We start from the raw sequence: 21,885 nt of genomic DNA on the forward strand, positions 1-21,885 counted from the left end.
CATGCAGCCTTGCCGGAATCAAGCCAGGCAAGCGGAAGCAAACTTACTTCTTCACTTTCTTGCAGTTTTTGCAATGACCGTAGAGGGCCAGGGCATGGTCGGCGATCTCGAAACCGTGCTCCTGGGCAATCTTGAGCTGGCGCTTCTCGATTTCGGCGTCGAAGAATTCCTCGACCTTGCCGCAATCCAGGCAGACCAGGTGGTCGTGGTGCGAGCCCTCGTTGAGTTCGAAGACGGCCTTGCCGGTCTCGAAGTGATTGCGCTGGAGCAGGCCGGCCTGTTCGAACTGGGTCAGCACGCGGTAGACGGTGGCCAGACCAACGTCGAGGTTGTCGGACAGCAATTGTTTGTAGACGTCTTCGGCGCTGAGATGGCGCACGGAGGTGTTCTGGAAGATTTCGAGGATCTTCAGGCGCGGCAGGGTCGCCTTCAGGCCGCTGGCCTTCAGTTCGGATGGATTGTTCGGCATGGTAGAGTGGGTTCCCGGGTTTTACTGGTCTCGAACAGGCGCGGCGGTCCACTGGGAAGACCTGGCGGACCGTTCCGGCGGGGCGGTGGGGAACGCCCTTTTACACCCGGAACGCACTCATGCCTATTTAAGAAGTAAGTTCTAGCTTATCATATAGCGCTTTAGGCTCATGGCTCAACCCGGTTGAAATCTTTATGCGCATGCTTTCCCGAATGAAGTCCCGTCATCACACCACCGCCATCGGCGTCCTGGCTGCACTGGCCGTCTCGCTGGCCGGCTGCTCCTCGACCAAGGCACCGGAACAGGCAGCACCCACCGATACCTCGGGCGTGAAGGTGACCGGCAAGAGCAACAGCCTGTTCGGCTTCTTCAAGCCCTACCGCATCGACATCCAGCAAGGCAACTTCGTCTCCAAGGAAATGGTGGCGCAACTGCGCCCCGGCCTGACCCGTGACCAGGTGCGCTTCGTGCTGGGCACGCCGCTGCTGACCGACATGTTCCACAGCAACCGCTGGGACTACGATTTCCGTCTGGCCAAGGGCAACGGCGAGATCATGACCAGCCGTGTCTCGGTGTTCTTCAAGGATGACCTGCTGGATCACGTCGAAGGCGGCCAGAACCTGCCCACCGAAAGCGAATACCTGACCCTGATCACTGACGCCAAGGTCGGTTCCAAGGCCGGCTTCAGCGACAAACCCAAGGACGACAGCGAGATCAAGCCCGCCTCGCCGGTGGCGCCTTCCTCGGCCACCAACAAGTAAGCCAGGCAAGCCCCGTCCTTCGCACTTCTTTCTTCCGAGTTTTACATGACTGCACTGAATATCGCGGTGACCGGCGCCTCCGGGCGCATGGGCCGCATGCTGATCGAAGCCATCCTCAATGCCGAGGGCCTGCACCTCTCCGGCGCCCTGGATACACCCGCCTCGCCTGCCATCGGCACCGATGCCGGCCTGTTCCTGGGCAAGACCACCGGCGTGATCATCGAATCCGAGCTGGCACGCGGCCTGGCCGGTGCTGACGTGCTGATCGATTTCACCCGTCCGGAAGGCACGCTGAAACACCTGGAATACTGCGCCGCCCACGGCGTGAAGGTCGTCATCGGCACCACCGGTTTCGAGGCCGAAGGCAAAGCCGCCATCGCCGAATTCGCCAAGCGCACCGCCGTCATGGCCGCGCCCAACATGAGCGTGGGCGTCAACGTCACGTTGAAGCTGCTGGAACTGGCCGCCAAGAATTTCTCGCACGGCTACGACATCGAGATCATCGAAGCCCACCACCGCCACAAGGTCGACGCTCCCTCCGGCACTGCGCTGAAGATGGGCGAAGTCATCGCCGATGCGCTGGGCAAGAAGCTCGACGACGTCGCCGTCTACGCCCGCGAAGGCGTTACCGGTGAACGCGATCCGTCCTCCATCGGCTTTGCCACCGTGCGCGGCGGCGACATCATCGGTGACCACACGGTCCTGTTTGCCGGTATCGGCGAGCGCATCGAGATTTCGCACAAGTCCTCCAGCCGCGTCTCGTACGCCATGGGCAGCCTGCGCGCCGCACGCTTCCTGGCCGACAAGGACACCGGCCTGTATGACATGCAGGATGTGCTGGGCTTCAAGTAAGCCGAGCCCGCAATCACAGGAAATGCCCGACGCTGCCGCGCCCCACCAGGTCCGGCAGCGAATTTTTTTGGGGTCCGCCGCTCCAAGCGACTCACCCTCAGCCAACCGTCATTGACTCCCTGCCGCGTGCGCGCGGCGTCTTTCCCGAAAGCACCTACCATGGAACAGAACGTTGGATTTGCCCACTACTGGGCCCAAGGCGATGCCGTTTCGCACTCGGTGGCCTATCTGCTGTTGCTGATGTCGATCGCCAGCTGGTTCTACATCCTCTCCAAGGCCTGGGCCGCCTGGCGCATTCGCCGCGGCAGCAATGCCCTCGAACAGTTCTGGCAGGCACCGACCCTGGCCGACGCCACCGCCGCCATGCAGCGCCTGGACAGCGAACAGATCTACACCCCCATGGCCGAGCGTGCCGCCGAAGCGGCCGACATCGGCACGCGCCAGCAGGGCACGCCGTCGCTCAACGCCGCGACCGATCCGGGCGAGCTGATCACGCGCACCCTGCGCCGTGAAATCAACCGCGTCTCGGCGCGGCTGGAACGCGGTCTGACGCTGCTGGCCTCGGTCGGCTCGACCGCGCCCTTCGTGGGCCTGTTCGGTACCGTCTGGGGCATCTACCACGCGCTGGTGGCGGTCTCGGCCAGTGGCACGGTGCAGATCGACAAGGTCGCCGGCCCCGTGGGCGAGGCGCTGATCATGACCGCGCTGGGCCTGCTGGTGGCGATCCCTGCCGTACTGGCCTACAACGCCTTCACCCGCATCAACCGCGTGGTGCTGGCCGAACTGGATGGCTTCGCACATGACCTGCATGCCTACCTGACCACCGGCGAGCGCGTCGGCGGCATGCGCAAATAATTTTTTCGACACCCGATCCGAGAGGAGTCCCACATGAGTTTCGGCGGATTCAACGACAACCAGAACTCGGCCCCGATGGCCGACATCAACGTCACCCCGATGGTGGACGTGATGCTGGTCCTGCTGGTGATCTTCATCATCACCGCGCCCATGTTCACCCACGCCCTGAAGCTGGACCTGCCCACGGCGCAGTCCAACCCGGCTCCGGAAAAACCGGAGACCATCACCCTGGGCATCGATGCGGCCGGCAAGCTGTACTGGAACGACCAGCCGGTCAGCGAAGAGGACATGGATGCGCGCCTGGCTAAGGCTGCGGCCAAGAAGCCGCAGCCCGAGCTGCAATTGCGCGCCGACAAGTCGACCCGTTATGAAATGATCGCCGAAGTGATGTCGGCCGCGCAGGGTGCGGGGCTGACCAAGCTGGGCTTCGTCACCGACCCCAAGGGCGGCGGCAAGAGCAACCGACAAGCAAACTGAAAGAGAGCAGGCATGGCCACCGTACAACTGGCGGGCGACCGCATCACCGACTGGGACAGTTTCCATACCGAGAGCGCAGCCGCCTTCGGCTTCCCGGATTTCTACGGCCGCAACATGAATGCTTGGGTCGATTGCCTGTCCTACCTGCGCGATGACGCCGGCATGTGCAAGTTCAGGCTCAAGCCCGAGGAAGTGCTGACCATCGAGATCAGCCACAGCGCCGACCTGCACCAGCGCCTGCCAGACCTGGTGGAAGACGTGGAATTCTGCTGCACGGCCATCAATGACCGCTGCGAGGATTACGACGAGCCGCCGGTCATTGCGCTGGTGTGGAAGTGATCCTGGCGTTTTCCATTCATCTCCCCCATCGCTGCGGCGGCCCTGATTGATCTCTCAAAGAGATCAATCAACCAAGCGATCGATCGTTCAATCGATCAATCAATCAACTCATCCCCATCATAAAACGGATACGGCCCATCGAATTCCCCGATGAAGGCCGTATGGCTGACAAGGCTCTGCGCAGCCGCATCCCACCAGTGCAACTGGAATCCCGGCGGTTCCATGACGAAGCAGGAAGGTGCTTGCGGATCCAGGTCCAGCTGCACCTGATGTGACACGCCCGGACAGGTCGTGGCCAGCGTCCCGCCAAAGCGGCGCTGGATGGAGCGATGCAGGTGGCCGCACAGGATGCGTTCAACCTGCGGATGCTTGCGTACCACCGCCTCCAATGCCTGCGGATCGGCCAGCCCCATGTCATCCATGTGCCCGATGCCGGTGGTAAAGGGCGGGTGATGCATGGCGATCACGGTCGGCCGTTCCGGCTGCTGGGCCAGCACCTCATCCAGCCACAGCAGGCTGGAGGCGGCCAGTTCGCCGCCGCTGGCGCGCGGGATCACGGTATCGAGCGCAATGATGCGCACCGGATGATCCTCGATCACATACTCGATGCGCTCGCCGCCCTGCTGCAGATAGGCGTGCTCCGGGAAGGCCGCGCGCAGCGCATTGCGCTCGTCATGATTGCCCGGCAACAGGTAATACGGCATGGTCAGCGGCGCCAGCAGGTCACGCAGACAGGCATATTCGGAGGGCTTGCCGAAGTCCACCAGGTCGCCGGTGATGACCAGCACGTCCGGCTTCTGCTTCAATGCATTGACCTGCCGCACGCAGCGGCGCAGCGCTTCGGCGGTATCCACCACGCGATAGGATTTCTTGCCATCGGTCTTGATGTGCAGGTCGGAAATCTGTCCCAGGATCATGCGGTCTCCTTCTCGGCACGCGGTGCCAGTTTTACCAGTGCTTCGGCCGGCACGCGGATGGCGATCTGCTGGCCGGCTTCCCACCAGCCACGGCGGCTGGTCTCGGCGATGACCGGGCGTTCGGTGCCAATCTCGATTTCAAACCGGGTACGGTCGCCGAGGAAGAAGGTGTTGAGCAGCTTGCCGCGCACGCACTGCGCATCGGCTTCGGTGACATCCACCACCTCGACATCTTCGGGACGGAACAGGGCACAGGCCTGCTGCCCCTGCTGGGCCGCATCGAGCTTGTCGAGCAACGGCAGGCTCCCTGTGGGCAACAGCAATCTATCTCCCGAAACGATACCTTGCACGCGATTCATCGCCCCGATGAAATCGGCCACGAAGTCATTGGCGGGATGATAGTAGATCTCGCGCGGGGCGCCGATCTGCGAAATCTTGCCACGTTCCATGACCACGATGCGGTCGCCCAGCGCCATGGCCTCGCCCTGGTCGTGCGTGACATAGATGGCGGTGATGCCGAGGCTGCGCAGCAGCTTGTTGAGGTCACTGCGCACGGCCTCGCGCAGTTTGGCGTCGAGTGCCGTGAGCGGTTCGTCCAGCAACAGCACGCGCGGCTCCATCGCCAGTGCGCGCGCCAGGGCCACACGCTGCTTCTGGCCGCCCGAGAGCTGGTCCACGCGGCGATGCGAGAGGCCTTGCAGATGCACCATTTCCAGCAGGCGCTCGACGCGCTCGGCACGTTCGCCGGCGGGGATCTTGCGGATCTTCATGCCATAGGCGATGTTCTCGCCCACGCTCATGTTGGGGAACAGCGCATAGTTCTGGAACACCATGCCCACGCCGCGCTTTTCAATCGGCAGTGCGGTCACGTCTTCGTCGCCGAAGAACACGCGCCCGCCTTCATCGGGGAACTCCAGCCCGGCGATCATGCGCAGCGTGGTGGTCTTGCCGCAGCCCGAGGGACCGAGCAGGACCAGGGTTTCACCGGGATGGATATCGAGGTCCAGCGGCTGCAGCGCACGCGTGCCATTGGCGAAGGACTTGGCGCATTGCTGCAGGTGGATGGAAACGGCTTCTTGCTTGGGCTTCATAGACTGACTTTCTTGCGTGTTGCCTGGGTCGCCCACTGCATGCCGATCAGGAGCGGAATGATCATGAAAAAGAAGATCAGCGTATAGGCCGATCCCACCTCCAGCCGCATCGATGCATAGGCATCGGCCAGGCCCACCGGCAGGGTCTGGGTCAGCGGCGTGTGCAGCATCCAGGTGATGTTGAATTCGCCGATGGAAAGCGTGACCACCATCAGCGCCCCGGCCAGGATGCCCGAGGCGGCATTGGGAATGACGATGCCGAAGAAGCGGCGCATCCGGCCCGCGCCCAGGCTGGCAGCGGCTTCTTCCAGCTGGGCCAGCTGCGAGGACTGCATCACCGCCAGCACCGGGCGCACCATGAAGGGCAGCGTGAAGATCACGTGGCCGACCAGGATGAAGAGAATGCTGGCGCGGAACTCGCGCAACTGGCCATAAGCCATGATCAGCGCCAGTGCGGTGGCCAGGCCCGGCACGGCCACCGGCATCATGAGCAACTCTTCGATGACGCGCGCCAGGCGGCTGTGGCCGCCGCGATAGCGCGCCAGCATGTAGGCCAGCGGCACACCGGCCACCAGCGTCACCGCCAGGCAGGCCAACGCGATGATGAGCGAGCGCCAGATGGTGGGCTGGTACATCTCCCACACCTGGGCCACCCAGCGCAGCGTCAGTCCGCTGGACAGGCCGACGAAGAAATTCTCGGTCACGCCGGCCAGCATCGACAGCACCACCGGCACCACCAGGAAGGCGCACACCAGCAGCGTGAATCCCAGCTGCAGGTAAAAACGGAAACGATTTTGCATGGCTCTTCCTTATGCCGCGGCGGCCACGCCGCTGCCGGTGAGCGAACGCGCCAGTGCCAGCATCGCCCAGGTGATCAGGCCCAGCACGATGGACAGCGAGGCGGCCGTGGCGAAGTTGGCGTAGCCGGTAAATTCGTTGTAGATGGTCATGGGCAGCACATCGATATTGGCCGCCAGCGTGAAGGCGGTCCCGAAGGCACCGACGCTGGTGGCAAAGCAGATCGCACCCGATGAAATGAGCGCCGGCAGCAGTGCCGGCAGCACCACGTGCAGCAGCACCTGCCACGGCTTGGCACCGAGCGAGCGTGCCGCTTCTTCCAGCGAGGGATCGAGTTTTTCAGCGGCGGCCACGACGGTGAGGATCACGCGCGGAATCGAGAAATACAGGTAACCCAGGAACAGCCCCGCCAGCGAATACGCGAACACCAGCGATTCGCCAAAGAGCCAGTTGGTGAAGGCACCGATGAGCCCCTGGCGTCCGGCCAGCATGATGACCATGAAGCCGACCACCACGCCGGGAAACGCCAGCGGGAAGGTCAGCATGGCCAGCAACACGGACTGGCCAGGAAAACGATTACGTTGCAGGAACAAGCCGACGAACACCGAGATGGCCAGCGTGGCGACCGTGACCACTGCCGACAGCGCCAGCGTGGACATCAGGCTGGTGAAGTAATGGCGGTTGGTCAGCACCGACAGGTAGGCCATCGCGCCGTCCGGTCCCGAGGCACCCACGCCGACCAGCCGCACCATGGGCAGCAGCCAGAAGGCGCAGAACAGGGTCAGGCCGGGGACGGCGAACCACAGCCAGACACCGTTGCCGGCTGCGCGCGGACGCGCCGCCGGCGGCTGGCCGGCCAGCGGGGCCGGCGCGCCGGACGCCGGGGGAATCATGCTCTTCATGCTTGCTCCTGCGGTCTGCATTCAGCGTACTTCGGCCAGGTAGCGCTCGCCGAACTTGCGCTGGGCTTCGGCCATCTTGCCGTAATCCACCGCCTTGGCACGGGCGTATTCCGAGGCCGGCAGGAAGCGCGCTTCGGCTTCCTTCGACATCGCCGCCGCACGCACCGGGCGCAGGTAGGCATTGGCCCAGATCGCCTGGCCCTGGTCGGACAGCAGGAAGTCCAGCACCTTCTTCGCTTCAGCCTGGTGCGGTCCGTTCTTCACCAGCGAGACCACGTAGGGCACGGTGACGGTGCCTTCCGAGGGAATCACGAAGGCGACGTTGGCGTGATCCTTGTACTTGGCGCGATAGGCGTCGAAGTCATAGCCCAGCAGGATGGGAATTTCACCCGAGATCAGGCGTGCATAGGAAGTCTGCTTGGGCACGATGGGCTGGTTCTTCTGCAGGTTCTTGAAGAAGGTGATGGCCGGCGAGAAATCGTCCAGCGTACCGCCCATGGCCTGGTTGATCGCCACCGCGCCGACATAGCCGACGAAGGCCGAAGCCGGGTCGAGATAGCCGATCAGGCCCTTGTATTCGGGCTTCTGCAGGTCGGCCCAGGACTTGGGCACGGGCTTGCCCTTCAAGGCATCGACGTTGACCATGATGCCCATGGTGCCGGAGTGGATGGTGACCCAGTAACCGTCAGGATCCTTCAGTCCGTTGGGGATGTCGTTCCAGTGGGCCGGCTTGTAGGCGGCCACCAGGTCCTTGTTCTTCGCTTCGATGCCGAAGGACACGCCCAGGTAGGTGAAATCAGCCACCGGGCTGGCCTTCTCGGCCGTCAGCTGGGCCAGGGCCTGGCCGCTGTTCTTGTTGTCGGGCGGCACGGTGATGCCGGTCTTGTCCTTGATGGCCTTGATCTGTGCGGCCCAGTCAGCCCACTCGGGCGGACAGTTGTAGCAGATCGCGGTCTGGGCCGAAGCGGCCAGGGAAGCCGACAGCAACAGCGCGCCGGCAGCGGTTTGAATAACACGTTTCAGGAACATGTCAGATCCTTTCCTAGAGGTTGAACAACGAGGGCACAACAAATTCTTGACGACATCAGCATCAGCAAGAGGCCGGTGCAGGCGGTGCCACCGAGCCCCCTTCGCGCAGCGTATGCGGGAGGATGTGGCGCACCCCGGCGATGACCGGCACCGGCGCCTCCTCGACCGCCGCGGCGGCGGCAGCTGCCGGCAGCGCGCGCTCGATGGCATCGACCAGCGTGCGCAGCGCGACATCGCCGATCTGCTCGGAGGGCTGCACCACGCTGGCCAGCACCGGCTGCATCAGCGCCCCGACGGGGATGCCGTCGAAGCCCATCACCGAGATGTCCTCCGGCACCTGCAAGCCCAGCGCGCGCAGATCGCGCATGGCGCTCAGGGCCAGCAGGTCGTTGGAACAGAACAGCGCCGTCGGGCGATGCAAGGGGTCGGCCATCATCTGCTGGTAATCGGTAGCCGCGGTGAGCGTGTGGCGCTCGACCTCGATGGCCGCCAGCGGCGCCAGTCCGGCGGCCTGCATGGCATCGAGATAACCGCAGTAGCGCTGCATGGCGCGGTCGGACGCATTGAAGCGGCCGGAGAGCATCTGGATGCGGCGATGCCCCAGCCCGATCAGGTGGCTGACGGCATCGCAGGCGGCAGCGCGGTTGTCCACCGAGACCGAAGCGCGATGCGTGGCGCCCTCGGCATCCGCAGCGGCAGCGGCAGCGGCAGCGGCCAGCTGGTTGTAGGCCAGCACGAAGGGAATGCGCTCGCGCTCCAGCAGGTCCAGCGTGGCATTGGCACCGGCATCGGCCACCGTCAGGATCACGCCATCGACGCGATGGCCCAGCAGCAACTCCACCGCCGCCGATTCATCTTCGGGCAGGTATTCGGTGGTGGTGAACATGACCGAGTAATCCAGCGCGCGCGCGGCCAGCTCGATGCCTTGCAGGCACTGGGCGAAGACCGTGTTGGACAGCGTGGGCACCACCACCCCGACCGTGCGCGAATTGCCGGCGCGCAAGTTGCGGCCGGTGAAATTGGGACGGAAGCCCAGTTCGGCGATGCTGCGATGGATCTTCTCGGCGGTTTCCGCACTGACCGAACCCGGCTTGTTGAGCAGGCGGGACACGGTGGCAATGGAGACGCCAGCCAGATGGGCAACTTGTTTGATGGACGGACGCACGGGGTTTCCGGGGCAAATGAAAACGATTTCATGATGCCGCCCGATTGTTACGCCCTCATGACCATCAAACCGTGTGGAATGTGAACGAAAACCTCACAAATGCTGGCTCACAGCGACTTTCCATCTCCCGTCAAACGAAGCAGCCAAATTCAAGCCAACCTCAATAAAAAATTGCTTTTTCACAATTTTTCGAGAATTAACAAGAAGTATTTCGAGAACACGCCACACCGCCGTTGCCGATGGTTTCATACGTCACGCCAGCCTTCATGCTGGTCAGCGCACCATCCCAGTCCGTCGCCCCCTCGCAGGCGGGAACCGTGTAGCTGCTATCCCTGCTGCCGCCCTGCTCAGGCACAGGGGTCTTGGCCCGCCTCTTCACCGAGGCGGGCTTTTTTTCGGGCGGGGCGGCGCGGGGGCCGCGCAAGGGCGGGCCGGAATGCCGCGCCGGGGCGGTGAGCCGGTATAATGCAGGGTTTCGAATTGCAGTCCCCTCCCAACCGAATTCCATCCGTATCAGCCCGTCATGCAAGATAAATACAGCCCAGCCGAAGTTGAACAGTCCGCACAGCAGCACTGGAACGCCATCGACGCCTACAAGACCGTCGAAAACGCCCGCGACAAGGAAGGCCGCGACAAGAAGAAGTTCTACGCCTGCTCGATGCTGCCCTACCCCTCCGGCAAGCTGCACATGGGCCACGTGCGCAACTACACCATCAACGATGTGATGTATCGCTACCTGCGCATGAACGGCTACAACGTCCTGATGCCCATGGGCTGGGATGCCTTCGGCATGCCCGCCGAAAACGCCGCCATGGCCAATGGCGTGCCGCCGGCGCAGTGGACTTATTCCAATATTGAATATATGAAGTCGCAGATGCAGTCGATGGGCCTGGCCATCGACTGGTCGCGCGAGATGACGGCCTGCCGTCCCGAGTACTACAAGTGGAACCAGTGGATGTTCCTGAAGATGCTGGAGAAGGGCATCATCTACAAGAAGACCGGGACCGTGAACTGGGATCCGATCGACCAGACCGTGCTGGCCAACGAGCAGGTCATCGACGGCCGTGGCTGGCGTTCGGGTGCCGTGATCGAAAAGCGCGAGATTCCGATGTACTACGCCAAGATCACCGACTACGCCGACGAACTGCTGGAACACGTCGAGACCAAGCTGCCCGGCTGGCCCGAGCGCGTGCGCCTGATGCAGGCCAACTGGATCGGCAAGTCCACCGGCGTGCGCTTCGCCTTCCCGCACCAGATCAAGGGCGCGGACGGCCAGCTGATCAACGACGGCAAGCTGTTCGTCTTCACCACCCGCGCCGACACCATCATGGGCGTGACCTTCTGCGCCGTGGCCCCGGAACACCCGCTGGCCACCCTCGCCGCAGAAAACAACCCGGCCCTGCAAGCCTTCATCGCCGAATGCAAGCAAGGCAGCGTGATCGAAGCCGACATGGCGACGATGGAAAAGAAGGGCATGCCCACGGGCCTGTTCGTCACCCATCCGCTGACCGGCGAGCAGGTCGAAGTCTGGGTCGGCAACTATGTGCTCATCACCTACGGCGACGGTGCCGTGATGGGCGTGCCGGCGCATGACGAGCGCGACTTCGCCTTCGCCCGCAAATACAATCTGCCGATCAAGCAGGTCATCGCCGTGGAAGGCAAGACCTACTCCACCGAAGCCTGGGAAGAATGGTACGGCGACAAGGAAGCCGGCAAGACCATCGCGTCCGGCAAGTACGATGGGCTGGGGTATCAGGCCGCCGTCGATGCGGTCGCCGCCGACCTGGCCGCACAGGGTCTGGGCGAGAAGAAGGTGACCTTCCGCCTGCGCGACTGGGGTATCTCGCGCCAGCGTTACTGGGGCACCCCCATCCCCATCATCCATTGCCCGGATTGCGGCGACGTGCCGGTGCCCGAGAAGGACCTGCCGGTCGTGCTGCCGGAAGACTGCGTGCCGGACGGCAGCGGCAACCCGTTGAACAAGCATGAGCAATTCCTCAAGGTCGACTGCCCCTGCTGTGGCAAGCCGGCGCGCCGCGAAACCGACACCATGGACACCTTCGTGGATTCGTCCTGGTACTACATGCGCTATACCTCGCCGGGCAGCAACGAGGCGATGGTCGACTCCCGCAACGATTACTGGATGCCCATGGACCAGTACATCGGCGGCATCGAACACGCCGTGCTGCACCTGCTTTACGCACGCTTCTGGACCAAGGTCATGCGCGACTTCGGCCTGGTCAAGTTCGACGAGCCCTTCACCAACCTGCTGACGCAAGGCATGGTCTTGAACGAGACCTACTATCGCGAAGACGCCGCCGGCAAGAAGACCTGGTACAACCCGGCTGATGTGGACCTGTCCTTCGACGACAAGGGCCGTCCGGTCTCGGCCGTGCTGAAGGAAGACGGCCAGCCGGTGATGATCGGCGGCACCGAGAAGATGTCCAAGTCCAAGAACAACGGCATCGACCCGCAAGCGCAGATCGACCAGTACGGTGCCGATACGGCGCGCCTGTTCACCATGTTCGCCTCGCCGCCGGAGCAGACCCTGGAATGGTCCGGTGCCGGTGTGGAAGGCGCCAACCGCTTCCTGCGCCGCGTCTGGGCCTTCGGCTACAACAACGCTGCGCGCATCACCGCCGCCGGTGCACTCGATGCCGCCCAGCTCGATGATGCTCTGAAGACCCTGCGCCGCGAAGTGCACAAGGTCCTGCAGCAAGCCGACAACGACTTCAAGCGCATCCAGTACAACACCGTGGTCTCGGCCTGCATGAAGATGCTCAACACGCTGGAAGCCGCCAATCCTGCGGCCGGTGCGGCCGGTGATGCAGTGATCGCCGAGTGCTTCTCGATCTTCCTGCGCGTGCTGAACCCGGTGGCTCCGCACATCACCCATGTGCTGTGGCAGCAGTTGGGCTATGCCCAGGCGCAGGGCGACATCCTCGACGCGGCCTGGCCGCAGGTCGATGCGGCCGCGCTGGAACAGAGCGAGCTGAAGCTGGTGGTGCAGGTCAACGGCAAGCTGCGCGGTGAAGTGACCGTGCCTAAGGATGCCGACAAGGCCGCCATCGAAGCCGCCGCACTGGCCAACGAAGACGTCAAGAAATTCCTGACCGGCGCACCGAAGAAGGTGATCGTGGTGCCGGGCAAGCTGGTCAACATCGTTGCCTGATCCGGCCCAACCTTAACGACGGAACTCCATGCACGCTCAAGTCCAAATCAAGCGTTTCTCGCAATGGCTGCTGCTGGTGGCGGCGGCCGTGATGCTCACGGCCTGCGGCTTCCATATGCGCGGCGCGGCTGACCTGCCCTTCAAGACCATCTACCTGGGCTTCGCGCCCAACTCGGCGGTCGGGGTGGAACTCAAGCGCAACATCGAGGCCAGCGGTGCCAAGGTGCTGTCCGACCCCAAGGAGGCCGAAGCCAACCTGAAGGTGCTGGCCGATTCCCGCGACCGCCAGGTGCTGACCCTGAACACCAACGGCCGCGTGCGTGAATACGCGCTGTTCCAGCGTTTCACCTTCTCGGTCACCGATGCCAAGGGCGTCATCCTGATCCCGCCGACGGCCATCACCCTGCGCCGCGTCATCACCTATGACGAGAACCAGGAACTGGCCAAGCAGGCCGAGGAAGTGCTGCTCTACCGCGACATGCAGTCCGACCTGGTGCAGCAGATCCTGCGTCGCCTGTCGGCCTCCAAGACCGCCATCAAGAACGAGAAGGCTGCGGCCGACTCGGACTCCTGAGCGGCACGCGGAATCAGCATGCAACTGCGCCACGACTCCCTGGACGCCCATCTCGGCAAATCGCTGGCCCCGCTCTACGTGATCGCCAGCGACGAGCACCTGCTGGCGCTGGAAGCGGCGGACAAGATCCGCCGCAGTGCCCGCGCCAATGGCTATACCGAGCGCGAGGTACTGGTGGTGGAGCGCAGCTTCAAGTGGGGTGAGCTGCTGGCGGCCAACCAGTCGCAATCGTTGTTCGGCGACAAGAAACTGATCGAGCTGCGCATCCCCACCGGCAAGCCCGGCAAGGATGGCGGCCAGGCGCTGCAGGATTACGCCGCCAATCTCTCGCCCGACAATCTGACCATCATCAGCCTGCCCAAACTGGACTGGGCCACGCAGAAAGCGGCCTGGGTCGGTGCCCTGCAGCAGGCGGCGGTCTACATCGACATTCCGCTGGTGGAACGCGCACAGCTGCCGGCCTGGATCGGCAACCGCCTGGCGGCCCAGCAGCAGAGCGCCGACCGGGCCTGCCTGGATTTCATCGCGGATCGCGTGGAAGGCAACCTGCTGGCCGCGCACCAGGAAATCCAGAAGCTGGCGCTGCTGCATCCGCCCGGCAAGCTCAGTTTCGAACAGGTGCAGGACGCGGTGCTGAACGTGGCGCGTTATGACGTCTTCAAGCTCAACGAAGCCATGCTCTCGGGCGACATCGCGCGCCTGACGCGCATGATGGACGGCTTGAAGGGCGAAGGCGAGGCGCTGCCGCTGGTGCTGTGGGCGGTCACCGAAGAGATCCGCACCCTGCTCAAGCTCAAATCCGGCATGGCCCAGGGCAAACCCGTGGGCGCGCTGTTGAAGGAATACCGCATCTGGGGCCCGCGCGAACGCCTGATGGAGCCGGCCCTGCGCCGCATCAGCCTGGCCGCGCTGGAACAGGCGCTGCAGGAAGCGGCCCTGGTGGACCGCATGGTCAAGGGCCTGCGTGCCCGCAGCTTTGCCGGCGACCCGTGGGATGCCTTGCTGCAACTGGGCCTGAAGCTGGCACGCGGACGCTGATCCGGCCGCACACCCGGCACATCGAATACCGAACATCGAACCCGACGCGCGCATCGCGCCCCGGAGAAAACAGCATGGAAAACATCGACCTTTACATGAACCGCATCGGCCAGCAGGCCCGTGCTGCCTCGCGCGCCATGGCGCGCGCCGATACCGCTGCCAAGAACCAGGCGCTGCTGCTGATCGCGGCCGCCATCCGCCGCGACGCTGACGCCCTGCGTGCGGCCAATGCGCTGGACCTGGACGCTGCCCGCGCCAACGGTCTGGCCGAAGCCATGCTGGATCGCCTGACCTTGTCCGACAAGGCCATCGCCACCATGGCCGAAGGCCTGGAGCAGATCGCCTCCCTGCCCGATCCCATCGGCGAGATCAGCAACATGAAGTACCGCCCCACCGGCATCCAGGTCGGCCAGATGCGCGTGCCGCTGGGCGTGATCGGGATCATCTACGAAGCTCGTCCGAACGTGACGGTCGATGCCGCCGGCCTGTGCATCAAGAGTGGCAACGCCACCATCCTGCGCGGCGGTTCCGAAGCCATCCACTGCAACCAGGCGCTGGCCAAGCTGGTCAAGGAAGGACTGGCCGGTGCCGGTCTGCCGGAACAGGCAGTGCAGGTAGTCGAGACCACCGACCGTGCTGCCGTGGGTGCGCTCATCACCATGCAGGAATACGTGGACGTGATCGTCCCGCGCGGCGGCAAGGGCCTGATCGAGCGCCTCATGAAGGAAGCCAAGGTGCCGATGATCAAGCACCTCGACGGCATCTGCCACGTCTACATCGACGACAAGGCCGACACCCGCAAGGCACTCGATGTGGCCTTCAATGCCAAGTGCCATCGCTACGGCACCTGCAATACCATGGAAACCCTGCTGGTGTCGCGCAACATCGCCGCCGCCATCCTGCCGCCGCTGTCCGAACTGTATCGCGTCAAGGAAGTGGAACTGCGCTGCGATCCGGAAGCCGCCGAGATCCTGGCCGGCTACCCGCTGCTCAAGGCGGCGACCGAAGAGGATTGGGACACCGAATACCTGGCCCCCATCCTGGCCGTGAAAGTGGTGGCCGACATGGATGAGGCCATCGAGCACATCAATCGCCATTCTTCGCAGCACACCGACAGCATCATCACCGAGGATTACACGCGCGCCATGCGTTTCCTGCGCGAAGTGGATTCGGCCTCGGTCATGGTCAATGCCTCGACCCGCTTTGCCGATGGCTTCGAATACGGCCTGGGCGCGGAGATCGGCATCTCCAACGACAAGCTGCATGCCCGCGGCCCGGTGGGACTGGAAGGACTGACCTCGCTGAAATACGTAGTGCTGGGCCAGGGACAGGTCCGCCAGTAAGACACACGCACGCCACACCCCCAAGCCATCACGTACGACAAGGATAGCCATGCTCTGGATCAAAGCCCTGCACATCGTCTTCATCGCCTCCTGGTTCGCCGGCCTGTTCTACCTGCCGCGCATCTTCGTGAACCTGGCGCAGGAGACCGACCTGGTCGCGCGCGAACGCCTGCTGGGCATGGCGCGCCGCCTGTACCGCTTCACCGGCATGATCTCGCTGGTGGCGCTGGTGCTGGGCGTGTGGCTGCTGGCCATCACCTGGTCGTTCTGGAAGGGCCCCGGCAATGGCTGGCTGCATGCCAAGCTGTTCCTGGTGGTGCTGGTGATCGGCTACCAGCACGCCTGCGGCTCGCTGCTCAAGAAATTCGAACACGGCAAGAACGTGCGCAGCCACGTCTGGTATCGCTGGTTCAACGAAGTGCCGGTGCTGCTGATGCTGGCCATCGTGATCCTGGTGGTGGTCAAGCCGTTCTGATCATTCTGCAACTATCTCAGCAGTCTTCGTCCGCTACATTCCACACTCATCCTTCCGGAGCCGGTCATGAGCAAAGTCTGTGAGTACTTCTTCGCGCCGCATTCACCGTTCGCCTACCTGGGCCACGATCGTTTCGTCGCCCTCGCCGAAAAATACCAAGTGCAGATCCTGCCCAAGCCCTTCGATCTGTCCAAGATCTTCGGTGTCTCCGGCGGCCTGCCGCTGGCCAAGCGCGCACCACAGCGCCAGGCCTATCGCCTCAAGGAACTGGCACGCTGGAGCGAATTCCTGGGCAAGCCCATGGTGCTGCAACCGACCTATTTCCCGGTCAACAGCGACAATGCGGCGCGCCTGATCATCGCCACCCAACTGGCCCACGGCACCGCCGCATCACTGCGCCTGACCGGCGCCATCATGCGCGCGGTGTGGGAAGAACAACGCAACATCGCCGACCACGACACCCTGGTGGCCATCGCCAATGCCAATGACCACGATGGCGCGGCCCTGCTGAAGTCGGCTGAAACGGCCAGCGTGCAGGCCGAATTCGACCGCTTCACCGACGAGGCCAATGCCGCCAGCATCTTCGGTGCGCCGTGGTACGTCTACGACGGTGAAGGCTACTGGGGCCAGGATCGTCTGGACTTCATCGAGCGTGCCTTCGCGAAAGGCTGAGCGGCCAGCGTACAATGACGCCGGACTGCGCAGCGACCCGCGCAGTCCGGCTTTTTTCATTTTTGTTACTTTGTTTTCCAACGGATAAAAGGTACTCCCATGCAATCTCCCGACACCCACTACTCTTACTTCTGTCCCTGCCCGCGCGGCCTGGAAGCGGCCCTGGCGGAAGAACTCAACGAGATCGCCGAGCACGCCGGCCCCGCCGCCAACCTCAAGGTGCACAACCAGGTGCCCGGTGGCGTGCACTGCTCCGGCACCCTGCTGGCGGCCTACCAGATGAACCTGCACTCGCGCATCGCCAGCCGCGTGCTGCTGCGCATGGGCCATGGTTCCTACAAGAACGAGAACGACATCTACGACCTCACCCTGGCGCAAGCCTGGGAAGACTGGTTCAAGGTCTCGCACACCATCCGCGTCGACCTGACCGCCGTGAAGTCGCCCCTGCGCAGCCTGGAGTTCAGCACCCTCAAGATCAAGGATGCGATCTGCGACCGCTTCCTGGATCAGTTCAAGCTGCGTCCTTCGGTGAACACGCGCACGCCTGACATGCGCATCGCCGGTTTCGTCGATGCCCACAATTTCACGGTCTATCTCGATACCTCGGGCGAAGCGCTGTTCAAGCGCGGCTGGCGCGAAGAAACCGGTGACGCACCGCTGCGCGAGAACCTGGCTGCAGGCCTGCTGCGCACGGCCGGCTGGAAGCCGGGCGTGCCGCTGTTCGATCCCATGTGCGGTTCCGGCACCATCCTGGCCGAGGCCGCGCAGATCATCGCCGGCGTGCCGCCGGGCGCGCGCCGCCGCTTCGCCTTCGAGAAGTTCAGCAACTTCGATGCCGATGCCTGGTTCGCCATCAAGGGCGATTTCAAACCCAATCCGATTCCGACCACGCCCACGCTGTTCGGCAGCGACATCTCCGGCGACATGGTGGAACTGACCCGCAAGAACCTGGTACGCGCCGGCGTGCATTTCGAAGTGCCGCTGAAGCAGATCGAAGCGCAGGAAATCAAGCCGCCGGTCGATGCCGAGGGCAAGCCGCTGGTCGGCATCATCCTCTCCAATCCGCCCTACGGTGAACGTATCGGCGTGCGCGGTGACCGTGCCTTGCCGACCGAGGAATTGTTCACGCAGTTCTTCAGCGCCTTCTCCAGCACCCTGAAGCAGCGCTTTGCCGGCTGGAGCGTGTTCCTGTTCTCGGCCGACCTCGGCCTGCCCAAGCTGATGCGCCTGAAGGAAGCCCGCAAGACGCCGTTCTTCAACGGTGCCCTGGAATGCCGCCTGTTCCGCTTCGACATGGTGGCCGGCTACAACCGCCGCGAGGAAGCCAAGCCGGTCTCGCGCGACAGCGAGGACTGATGCTCTCCGGCGCGGATGGATTGTCAACTTCTCCAAGACAATCCATCCCGCCGCCACCGGTTTATCCGGCCTGCCTTCTTCCCTACAGTGTGGACTTGGTGACTGCAGTAGCGCACGCAAGAAAAAAAGCGCAACGCTCGCCATCCTTCATCCACTCCACACTTTTCCGGGATCACCATGACCACCGTTACCGTCAACACCCGCGCCGACTACGCCGCCTTCCTGCTGCGCGTCACCATGGGCATTTTCTTCCTGGTCCACGCCGGCCTGAAACTGTTCGTCTTCACACCCGCCGGGACCGTCGGCTTCTTCGCCTCGCTGGGCGTGCCGGGCTGGTTCGCCTATCCGGTCATGGCACTGGAAGTGGTGGGCGGCATCGCGCTGGTGCTGGGCTTCTACGGTCGCTGGCTGGCCCTGCCGCTGGCAGCGGACCTGCTGGGCGCGATCGTGCTGGTGCATGGCAAGGCCGGCTTCTTCTTCACCAATCCCAAGGGCGGCTGGGAATACCTGGCGCTCTGGATCGTCGGCCTGATTGCCGTGTTCCTGCTGGGTGATGGCGCATTTGCCCTGAAGCGTGAAGCGCAGCGCTGATGGCGCATTGATGGCATCATCAGCCAACAATCTCTCGCAGGATCAGCGCCGGGCCCGTGCCCGGCGCACGCCATCCGGCGACAAAGTTTCAAACCGCATCAAAGCAGTCGATGCTCCAAACGTTTTAAATGTTTTAAATGTTTTTAATGTTTTATATCGTTTATAGCGATTCACAAGGAAACCATCATGTCCACCGTGTCCACTCTCTCCAGCACCGTCGATAGCCTTCCCCTGCCCTCGCTGTTCGTCTCGCACGGCTCGCCCATGCTGGCCGTCGAACCGGGCCGCACCGGTCCGCTGCTGGCCAGCATCGGTGCGACGCTGCCGCGTCCGCGTGGCATCGTGATGGTGTCGCCGCACTGGGAGACTTTCACGCCGCGCGTGGGCAACCAGGCCAAGCCGCGCGTGATCCATGACTTCGGTGGTTTCCCGCAGGAACTCTATGAACTGGACTATCCTGCCCCCGGCGCACCGGCGCTGGCCGAGCACGTGGCGCAACGCCTGCGCGACGGCGGCCTGCCGGCCAATACCGATGGCGGCTGGGGCCTCGATCACGGCGCCTGGGTGCCGCTGCGCTATCTCTATCCGCAAGCCGATGTGCCGGTGATCCAGCTGTCGCTGCAATCGCAGCAGCCGCCTGAATATCACTATCAGGTCGGCCGCCTGCTGGCGCCGCTGGCCAAGGAAGGCATCCTGCTGGTCGGCTCGGGCAGCTTCACGCACAACCTGCGCGAACTGCGCCGCAACGAGATCGAGGGCGGCGATGCGCCGCATACGCTGGAATTCCTGCGCTGGTTCCTCGACCGCATGCGGGCCGGCGACCTGCAGGCCCTGTTCGGCTACCGGACCACCGCCCCGCATGCGGTGCGCACGCATCCCAGCGACGAACACCTGCTGAGCCTGTTCTTCGCCATGGGCGCGGCCGATGACTGGACACAGCTGGTACACCTCGACAGCGGTTCGACGTATCATAGCCTGCGCATGGACGCCTTCGCCTTCGGCACCGGTGCCCGCCTGCTGGCACAACTTCCGGCAGCTGCCTGAGCCGCCGTCTGTTCCGGGGCGGGCCAGCGCAGCGCCCTCTCGGGGAAAACAAGATTTGAACAAACTGCGTGAAATCGAATGCTTCATCGCCGTGGCCGACCTCGGCAGCTTCGTCAAGGCGGCCGATGCGCTGGGCATCTCCAAGGCCGCCGTCTCACGCACGGTACTGGAACTGGAAGCGCGCCTGGGTTCGCGCCTGATGCAGCGGACCACCCGGCGGCTCTCGCTGACCGAAGCCGGCAGCCTCTACCTGGAACGCTGCAAGCAGATAGTTGCAGCGCTGGAAGAAGCCGATGACCTGCTGCTGGCCGGCAGCGCCAAGCCCGCCGGCCTGCTGCGCATCAATGCCCCCGTGACCTTCGGCATCCTGCACCTGGCACCGCTGTGGCCGATCTTCCTGGAACGCCATCCGGAAGTGGAACTGGACATCACCCTCTCGGATCGCATCGTCGACATCATCGACGAAGGCTATGACCTGGCGATCCGCATCGCCCGGCTGGCCGATTCCACGCTGATCCACCGCAAGCTCACCAGCACCAGCCTGCCCATCTGCGCTTCCCCCGGCTACCTGGAACAGCACGGCACGCCGCGCCATCCGCACGAGCTGGCACAACACCAGATCATCAGCTACAGCTACAACCACGGCAAGGACGAGTGGCAGTTCAGCGGGCCGGAAGGTCCGGTGAGCGTGCGCGTCAATGCACGCATGCACGTCAACAATGGCGACAGCTGCGTGCAGGCAGCGCTGGGCGGCATCGGCATCACGCGCCAGCCGACCTTCATGATCGATCAGTACCTGCGCAGCGGACAGCTGGTCCCGCTGCTCACCGACTACACCGTGCCGGACCTCGGCATCTACGCGGTCTACCCCAGCCGCGCGCATCTGCCGGCCAAGGTCAGGGCGATGCTGGACTTTCTGTCCGAAGCCTTCGCGCAGGTGCACTGGTCCGGACCGGCCGAGGCCTGATCGCCTGATCGCCTGATCCCACGGCGGCGGCAACGCAGCCGTTCTCGCAGCGCGCCCATGCTCTCCCGCAGGCTGGCTTGAACGGCAGCCATGCATAATTTTCATGCATCCTCACACAAGCTTGCAGGCTCGTCTTGCGGACGCTGCACGGGCCCGCAATTGCAGTGGAGCAGACCGACGCATGCGATTCTGGCTCGCTTTCTTGCGGGCCTGTCCGGGCCGAAGCGCCATTGACACACCGTCTTCTATCGTCGACATTGACCATATGGCGAACGCTTTGTCCATATATTGAACAAAGTCCGGATTCAACAGAAGAACATCAGGAGACCCCACATGACAGCCACCGGCACCCCCATGCCCGCCGAACTGAAGATGAAGCCCTACCAGTTCCCCAACCCCAAGGAAGCGCCACTGGAGATCGTGGTCAATCCGGCGGTCCCGGAGGACGAACGCGTGTGGGTGCCGCAAGCCGAGAATGTCTGGTTCCGTCCGCTCTGCCTGAATGTCTCGCAGGGCTACTGGACCAACCTGCTGCGCGTGCGCAAGTCCGGCGTGCTGTCGCGCCACCGCCATCCGGCACCGGTGCACGGCATGGTGCTCAAAGGCCGCTGGCGCTATCTGGAACATGACTGGATCGCCGAACAGGGCAGCTACGTCTTTGAACCGCCGGGCGAGACCCACACCCTCTACGTGCCCGAAGACGTGGAAGAGATGATCACCTACTTCCACATCACCGGCGTGATGTTCTATTGCGACCCCTGGGGCAAGTTCGAAGGCTACGAGGATGTCTTCACCAAGCTCGACATGTGCCGCAAGCACTATGAAGCGGTCGGCCTGGGCAGCAACTACGTCGATCGCTTCGTGCGCTGAGGATGCATGAAATGACTTATTCCCGCGCATCCCATGACTTTGGCGACTGCGTGGCCGTGGTCACCGGCGGCCATGGCGGCATCGGCACAGCCATCAGCGCACGCCTGGCCGCGGGCGGCGCGCAGGTG

At 63.6% G+C, this 21,885-nt stretch carries 23 protein-coding genes; 16 read left to right on the forward strand and 7 right to left on the reverse strand.

The window, feature by feature from the left end; translation table 11 throughout:
* Positions 1-43: 43 nt before the first annotated feature.
* Complete coding sequence (fur, locus tag B3873_RS24755) at positions 44-469, reverse strand: ferric iron uptake transcriptional regulator (RefSeq protein ID WP_034341048.1); 426 nt, start codon at positions 467-469, stop codon at positions 44-46.
* Between the two features lie 212 nt (positions 470-681).
* On the opposite strand from fur, the gene B3873_RS24760 reads away from it, so the two are divergent.
* From B3873_RS24760 to B3873_RS24780, 5 genes are all read left to right on the forward strand, one after another.
* Positions 682-1,230 carry an outer membrane protein assembly factor BamE gene (locus B3873_RS24760; RefSeq protein WP_039786794.1) on the forward strand — a complete coding sequence of 183 codons (549 nt, stop codon included), beginning with the start codon at positions 682-684 and terminating at the stop codon, positions 1,228-1,230.
* A gap of 45 nt (positions 1,231-1,275) precedes the next feature.
* Positions 1,276-2,082, forward strand: coding sequence for a 4-hydroxy-tetrahydrodipicolinate reductase (dapB, locus tag B3873_RS24765; protein WP_039786793.1), 807 nt, complete (start codon positions 1,276-1,278; stop codon positions 2,080-2,082).
* 159 nt (positions 2,083-2,241) lie between these two features.
* Positions 2,242-2,937, forward strand: coding sequence for a MotA/TolQ/ExbB proton channel family protein (locus B3873_RS24770; protein WP_034341031.1), 696 nt, complete (start codon positions 2,242-2,244; stop codon positions 2,935-2,937).
* Between the two features lie 33 nt (positions 2,938-2,970).
* Entirely contained in the window at positions 2,971-3,414 is a 444-nt protein-coding gene (locus B3873_RS24775) for an ExbD/TolR family protein (protein ID WP_286869673.1), read from the forward strand.
* A gap of 12 nt (positions 3,415-3,426) precedes the next feature.
* Positions 3,427-3,753 carry a barstar family protein gene (locus B3873_RS24780; RefSeq protein WP_276837777.1) on the forward strand — a complete coding sequence of 109 codons (327 nt, stop codon included), beginning with the start codon at positions 3,427-3,429 and terminating at the stop codon, positions 3,751-3,753.
* Between the two features lie 95 nt (positions 3,754-3,848).
* On the opposite strand, the gene B3873_RS24785 is transcribed toward B3873_RS24780, so the two are convergent.
* The 6 genes from B3873_RS24785 to B3873_RS24810 form a co-directional block, all read right to left on the reverse strand.
* Positions 3,849-4,670 (reverse strand): phosphodiesterase, encoded by an 822-nt coding sequence (locus B3873_RS24785; RefSeq protein ID WP_286869674.1) that lies wholly within the window; start codon positions 4,668-4,670, stop codon positions 3,849-3,851.
* Positions 4,667-5,761 carry an ABC transporter ATP-binding protein gene (locus B3873_RS24790; protein WP_286869675.1) on the reverse strand — a complete coding sequence of 365 codons (1,095 nt, stop codon included), beginning with the start codon at positions 5,759-5,761 and terminating at the stop codon, positions 4,667-4,669. The genes B3873_RS24785 and B3873_RS24790 overlap by 4 nt, the downstream gene beginning before the upstream one ends.
* Positions 5,758-6,561, reverse strand: a complete 804-nt coding sequence (locus B3873_RS24795) for an ABC transporter permease (RefSeq protein WP_039789523.1) — start codon at positions 6,559-6,561, stop codon at positions 5,758-5,760. The genes B3873_RS24790 and B3873_RS24795 overlap by 4 nt, the downstream gene beginning before the upstream one ends.
* 9 nt (positions 6,562-6,570) lie before the next feature.
* Positions 6,571-7,452 carry an ABC transporter permease gene (locus tag B3873_RS24800; RefSeq protein ID WP_402708250.1) on the reverse strand — a complete coding sequence of 294 codons (882 nt, stop codon included), beginning with the start codon at positions 7,450-7,452 and terminating at the stop codon, positions 6,571-6,573.
* A gap of 30 nt (positions 7,453-7,482) precedes the next feature.
* Positions 7,483-8,490, reverse strand: coding sequence for an ABC transporter substrate-binding protein (locus tag B3873_RS24805; RefSeq protein ID WP_034338144.1), 1,008 nt, complete (start codon positions 8,488-8,490; stop codon positions 7,483-7,485).
* Between the two features lie 61 nt (positions 8,491-8,551).
* A complete protein-coding gene (locus B3873_RS24810; protein WP_286869677.1) occupies positions 8,552-9,655 on the reverse strand; it encodes a LacI family DNA-binding transcriptional regulator in 1,104 nt (367 codons plus the stop codon).
* Between the two features lie 523 nt (positions 9,656-10,178).
* On the opposite strand from B3873_RS24810, the gene leuS reads away from it, so the two are divergent.
* The 11 genes from leuS to B3873_RS24865 all read left to right on the forward strand — a co-directional run bounded on the left by leuS (position 10,179) and on the right by B3873_RS24865 (position 21,757).
* Positions 10,179-12,827, forward strand: coding sequence for a leucine--tRNA ligase (gene leuS, locus B3873_RS24815; protein WP_286869678.1), 2,649 nt, complete (start codon positions 10,179-10,181; stop codon positions 12,825-12,827).
* A gap of 28 nt (positions 12,828-12,855) precedes the next feature.
* Positions 12,856-13,401: an LPS assembly lipoprotein LptE gene (lptE, locus tag B3873_RS24820; protein WP_286869679.1), complete on the forward strand. Its 546-nt coding sequence runs from the start codon at positions 12,856-12,858 to the stop codon at positions 13,399-13,401.
* A gap of 18 nt (positions 13,402-13,419) precedes the next feature.
* Complete coding sequence (gene holA, locus B3873_RS24825; RefSeq protein WP_121042941.1) at positions 13,420-14,439, forward strand: DNA polymerase III subunit delta; 1,020 nt, start codon at positions 13,420-13,422, stop codon at positions 14,437-14,439.
* 74 nt (positions 14,440-14,513) lie between these two features.
* Complete coding sequence (locus tag B3873_RS24830) at positions 14,514-15,782, forward strand: glutamate-5-semialdehyde dehydrogenase (protein WP_034340111.1); 1,269 nt, start codon at positions 14,514-14,516, stop codon at positions 15,780-15,782.
* Positions 15,783-15,831: 49 nt separating this feature from the next.
* On the forward strand, positions 15,832-16,257 hold the full coding sequence (locus B3873_RS24835; protein ID WP_008325441.1) for a CopD family protein: 426 nt from the start codon (positions 15,832-15,834) through the stop codon (positions 16,255-16,257).
* A gap of 66 nt (positions 16,258-16,323) precedes the next feature.
* Entirely contained in the window at positions 16,324-16,929 is a 606-nt protein-coding gene (locus B3873_RS24840) for a 2-hydroxychromene-2-carboxylate isomerase (protein WP_209533582.1), read from the forward strand.
* Between the two features lie 99 nt (positions 16,930-17,028).
* Entirely contained in the window at positions 17,029-18,285 is a 1,257-nt protein-coding gene (locus tag B3873_RS24845; RefSeq protein WP_286869681.1) for a THUMP domain-containing class I SAM-dependent RNA methyltransferase, read from the forward strand.
* A 177-nt stretch (positions 18,286-18,462) separates the two neighbouring features.
* The gene (locus tag B3873_RS24850) at positions 18,463-18,876 is read left to right on the forward strand and encodes a DoxX family protein (protein WP_121042936.1); all 414 of its coding nucleotides are present in this window, start codon (positions 18,463-18,465) and stop codon (positions 18,874-18,876) included.
* A gap of 186 nt (positions 18,877-19,062) precedes the next feature.
* The gene (locus B3873_RS24855) at positions 19,063-19,920 is read left to right on the forward strand and encodes a dioxygenase (protein ID WP_286869683.1); all 858 of its coding nucleotides are present in this window, start codon (positions 19,063-19,065) and stop codon (positions 19,918-19,920) included.
* A 55-nt stretch (positions 19,921-19,975) separates the two neighbouring features.
* On the forward strand, positions 19,976-20,887 hold the full coding sequence (locus B3873_RS24860) for a LysR family transcriptional regulator (protein ID WP_039789542.1): 912 nt from the start codon (positions 19,976-19,978) through the stop codon (positions 20,885-20,887).
* A 333-nt stretch (positions 20,888-21,220) separates the two neighbouring features.
* Complete coding sequence (locus tag B3873_RS24865; RefSeq protein WP_051156656.1) at positions 21,221-21,757, forward strand: 2,4'-dihydroxyacetophenone dioxygenase family protein; 537 nt, start codon at positions 21,221-21,223, stop codon at positions 21,755-21,757.
* Positions 21,758-21,885: the final 128 nt, after the last annotated feature.

Origin of the sequence: Herbaspirillum sp. UBA812 (assembly GCF_002296545.1) — a bacterium.
In the GTDB taxonomy this organism is placed as follows: Bacteria; Pseudomonadota; Gammaproteobacteria; order Burkholderiales; family Burkholderiaceae_D; genus Herbaspirillum; species Herbaspirillum huttiense.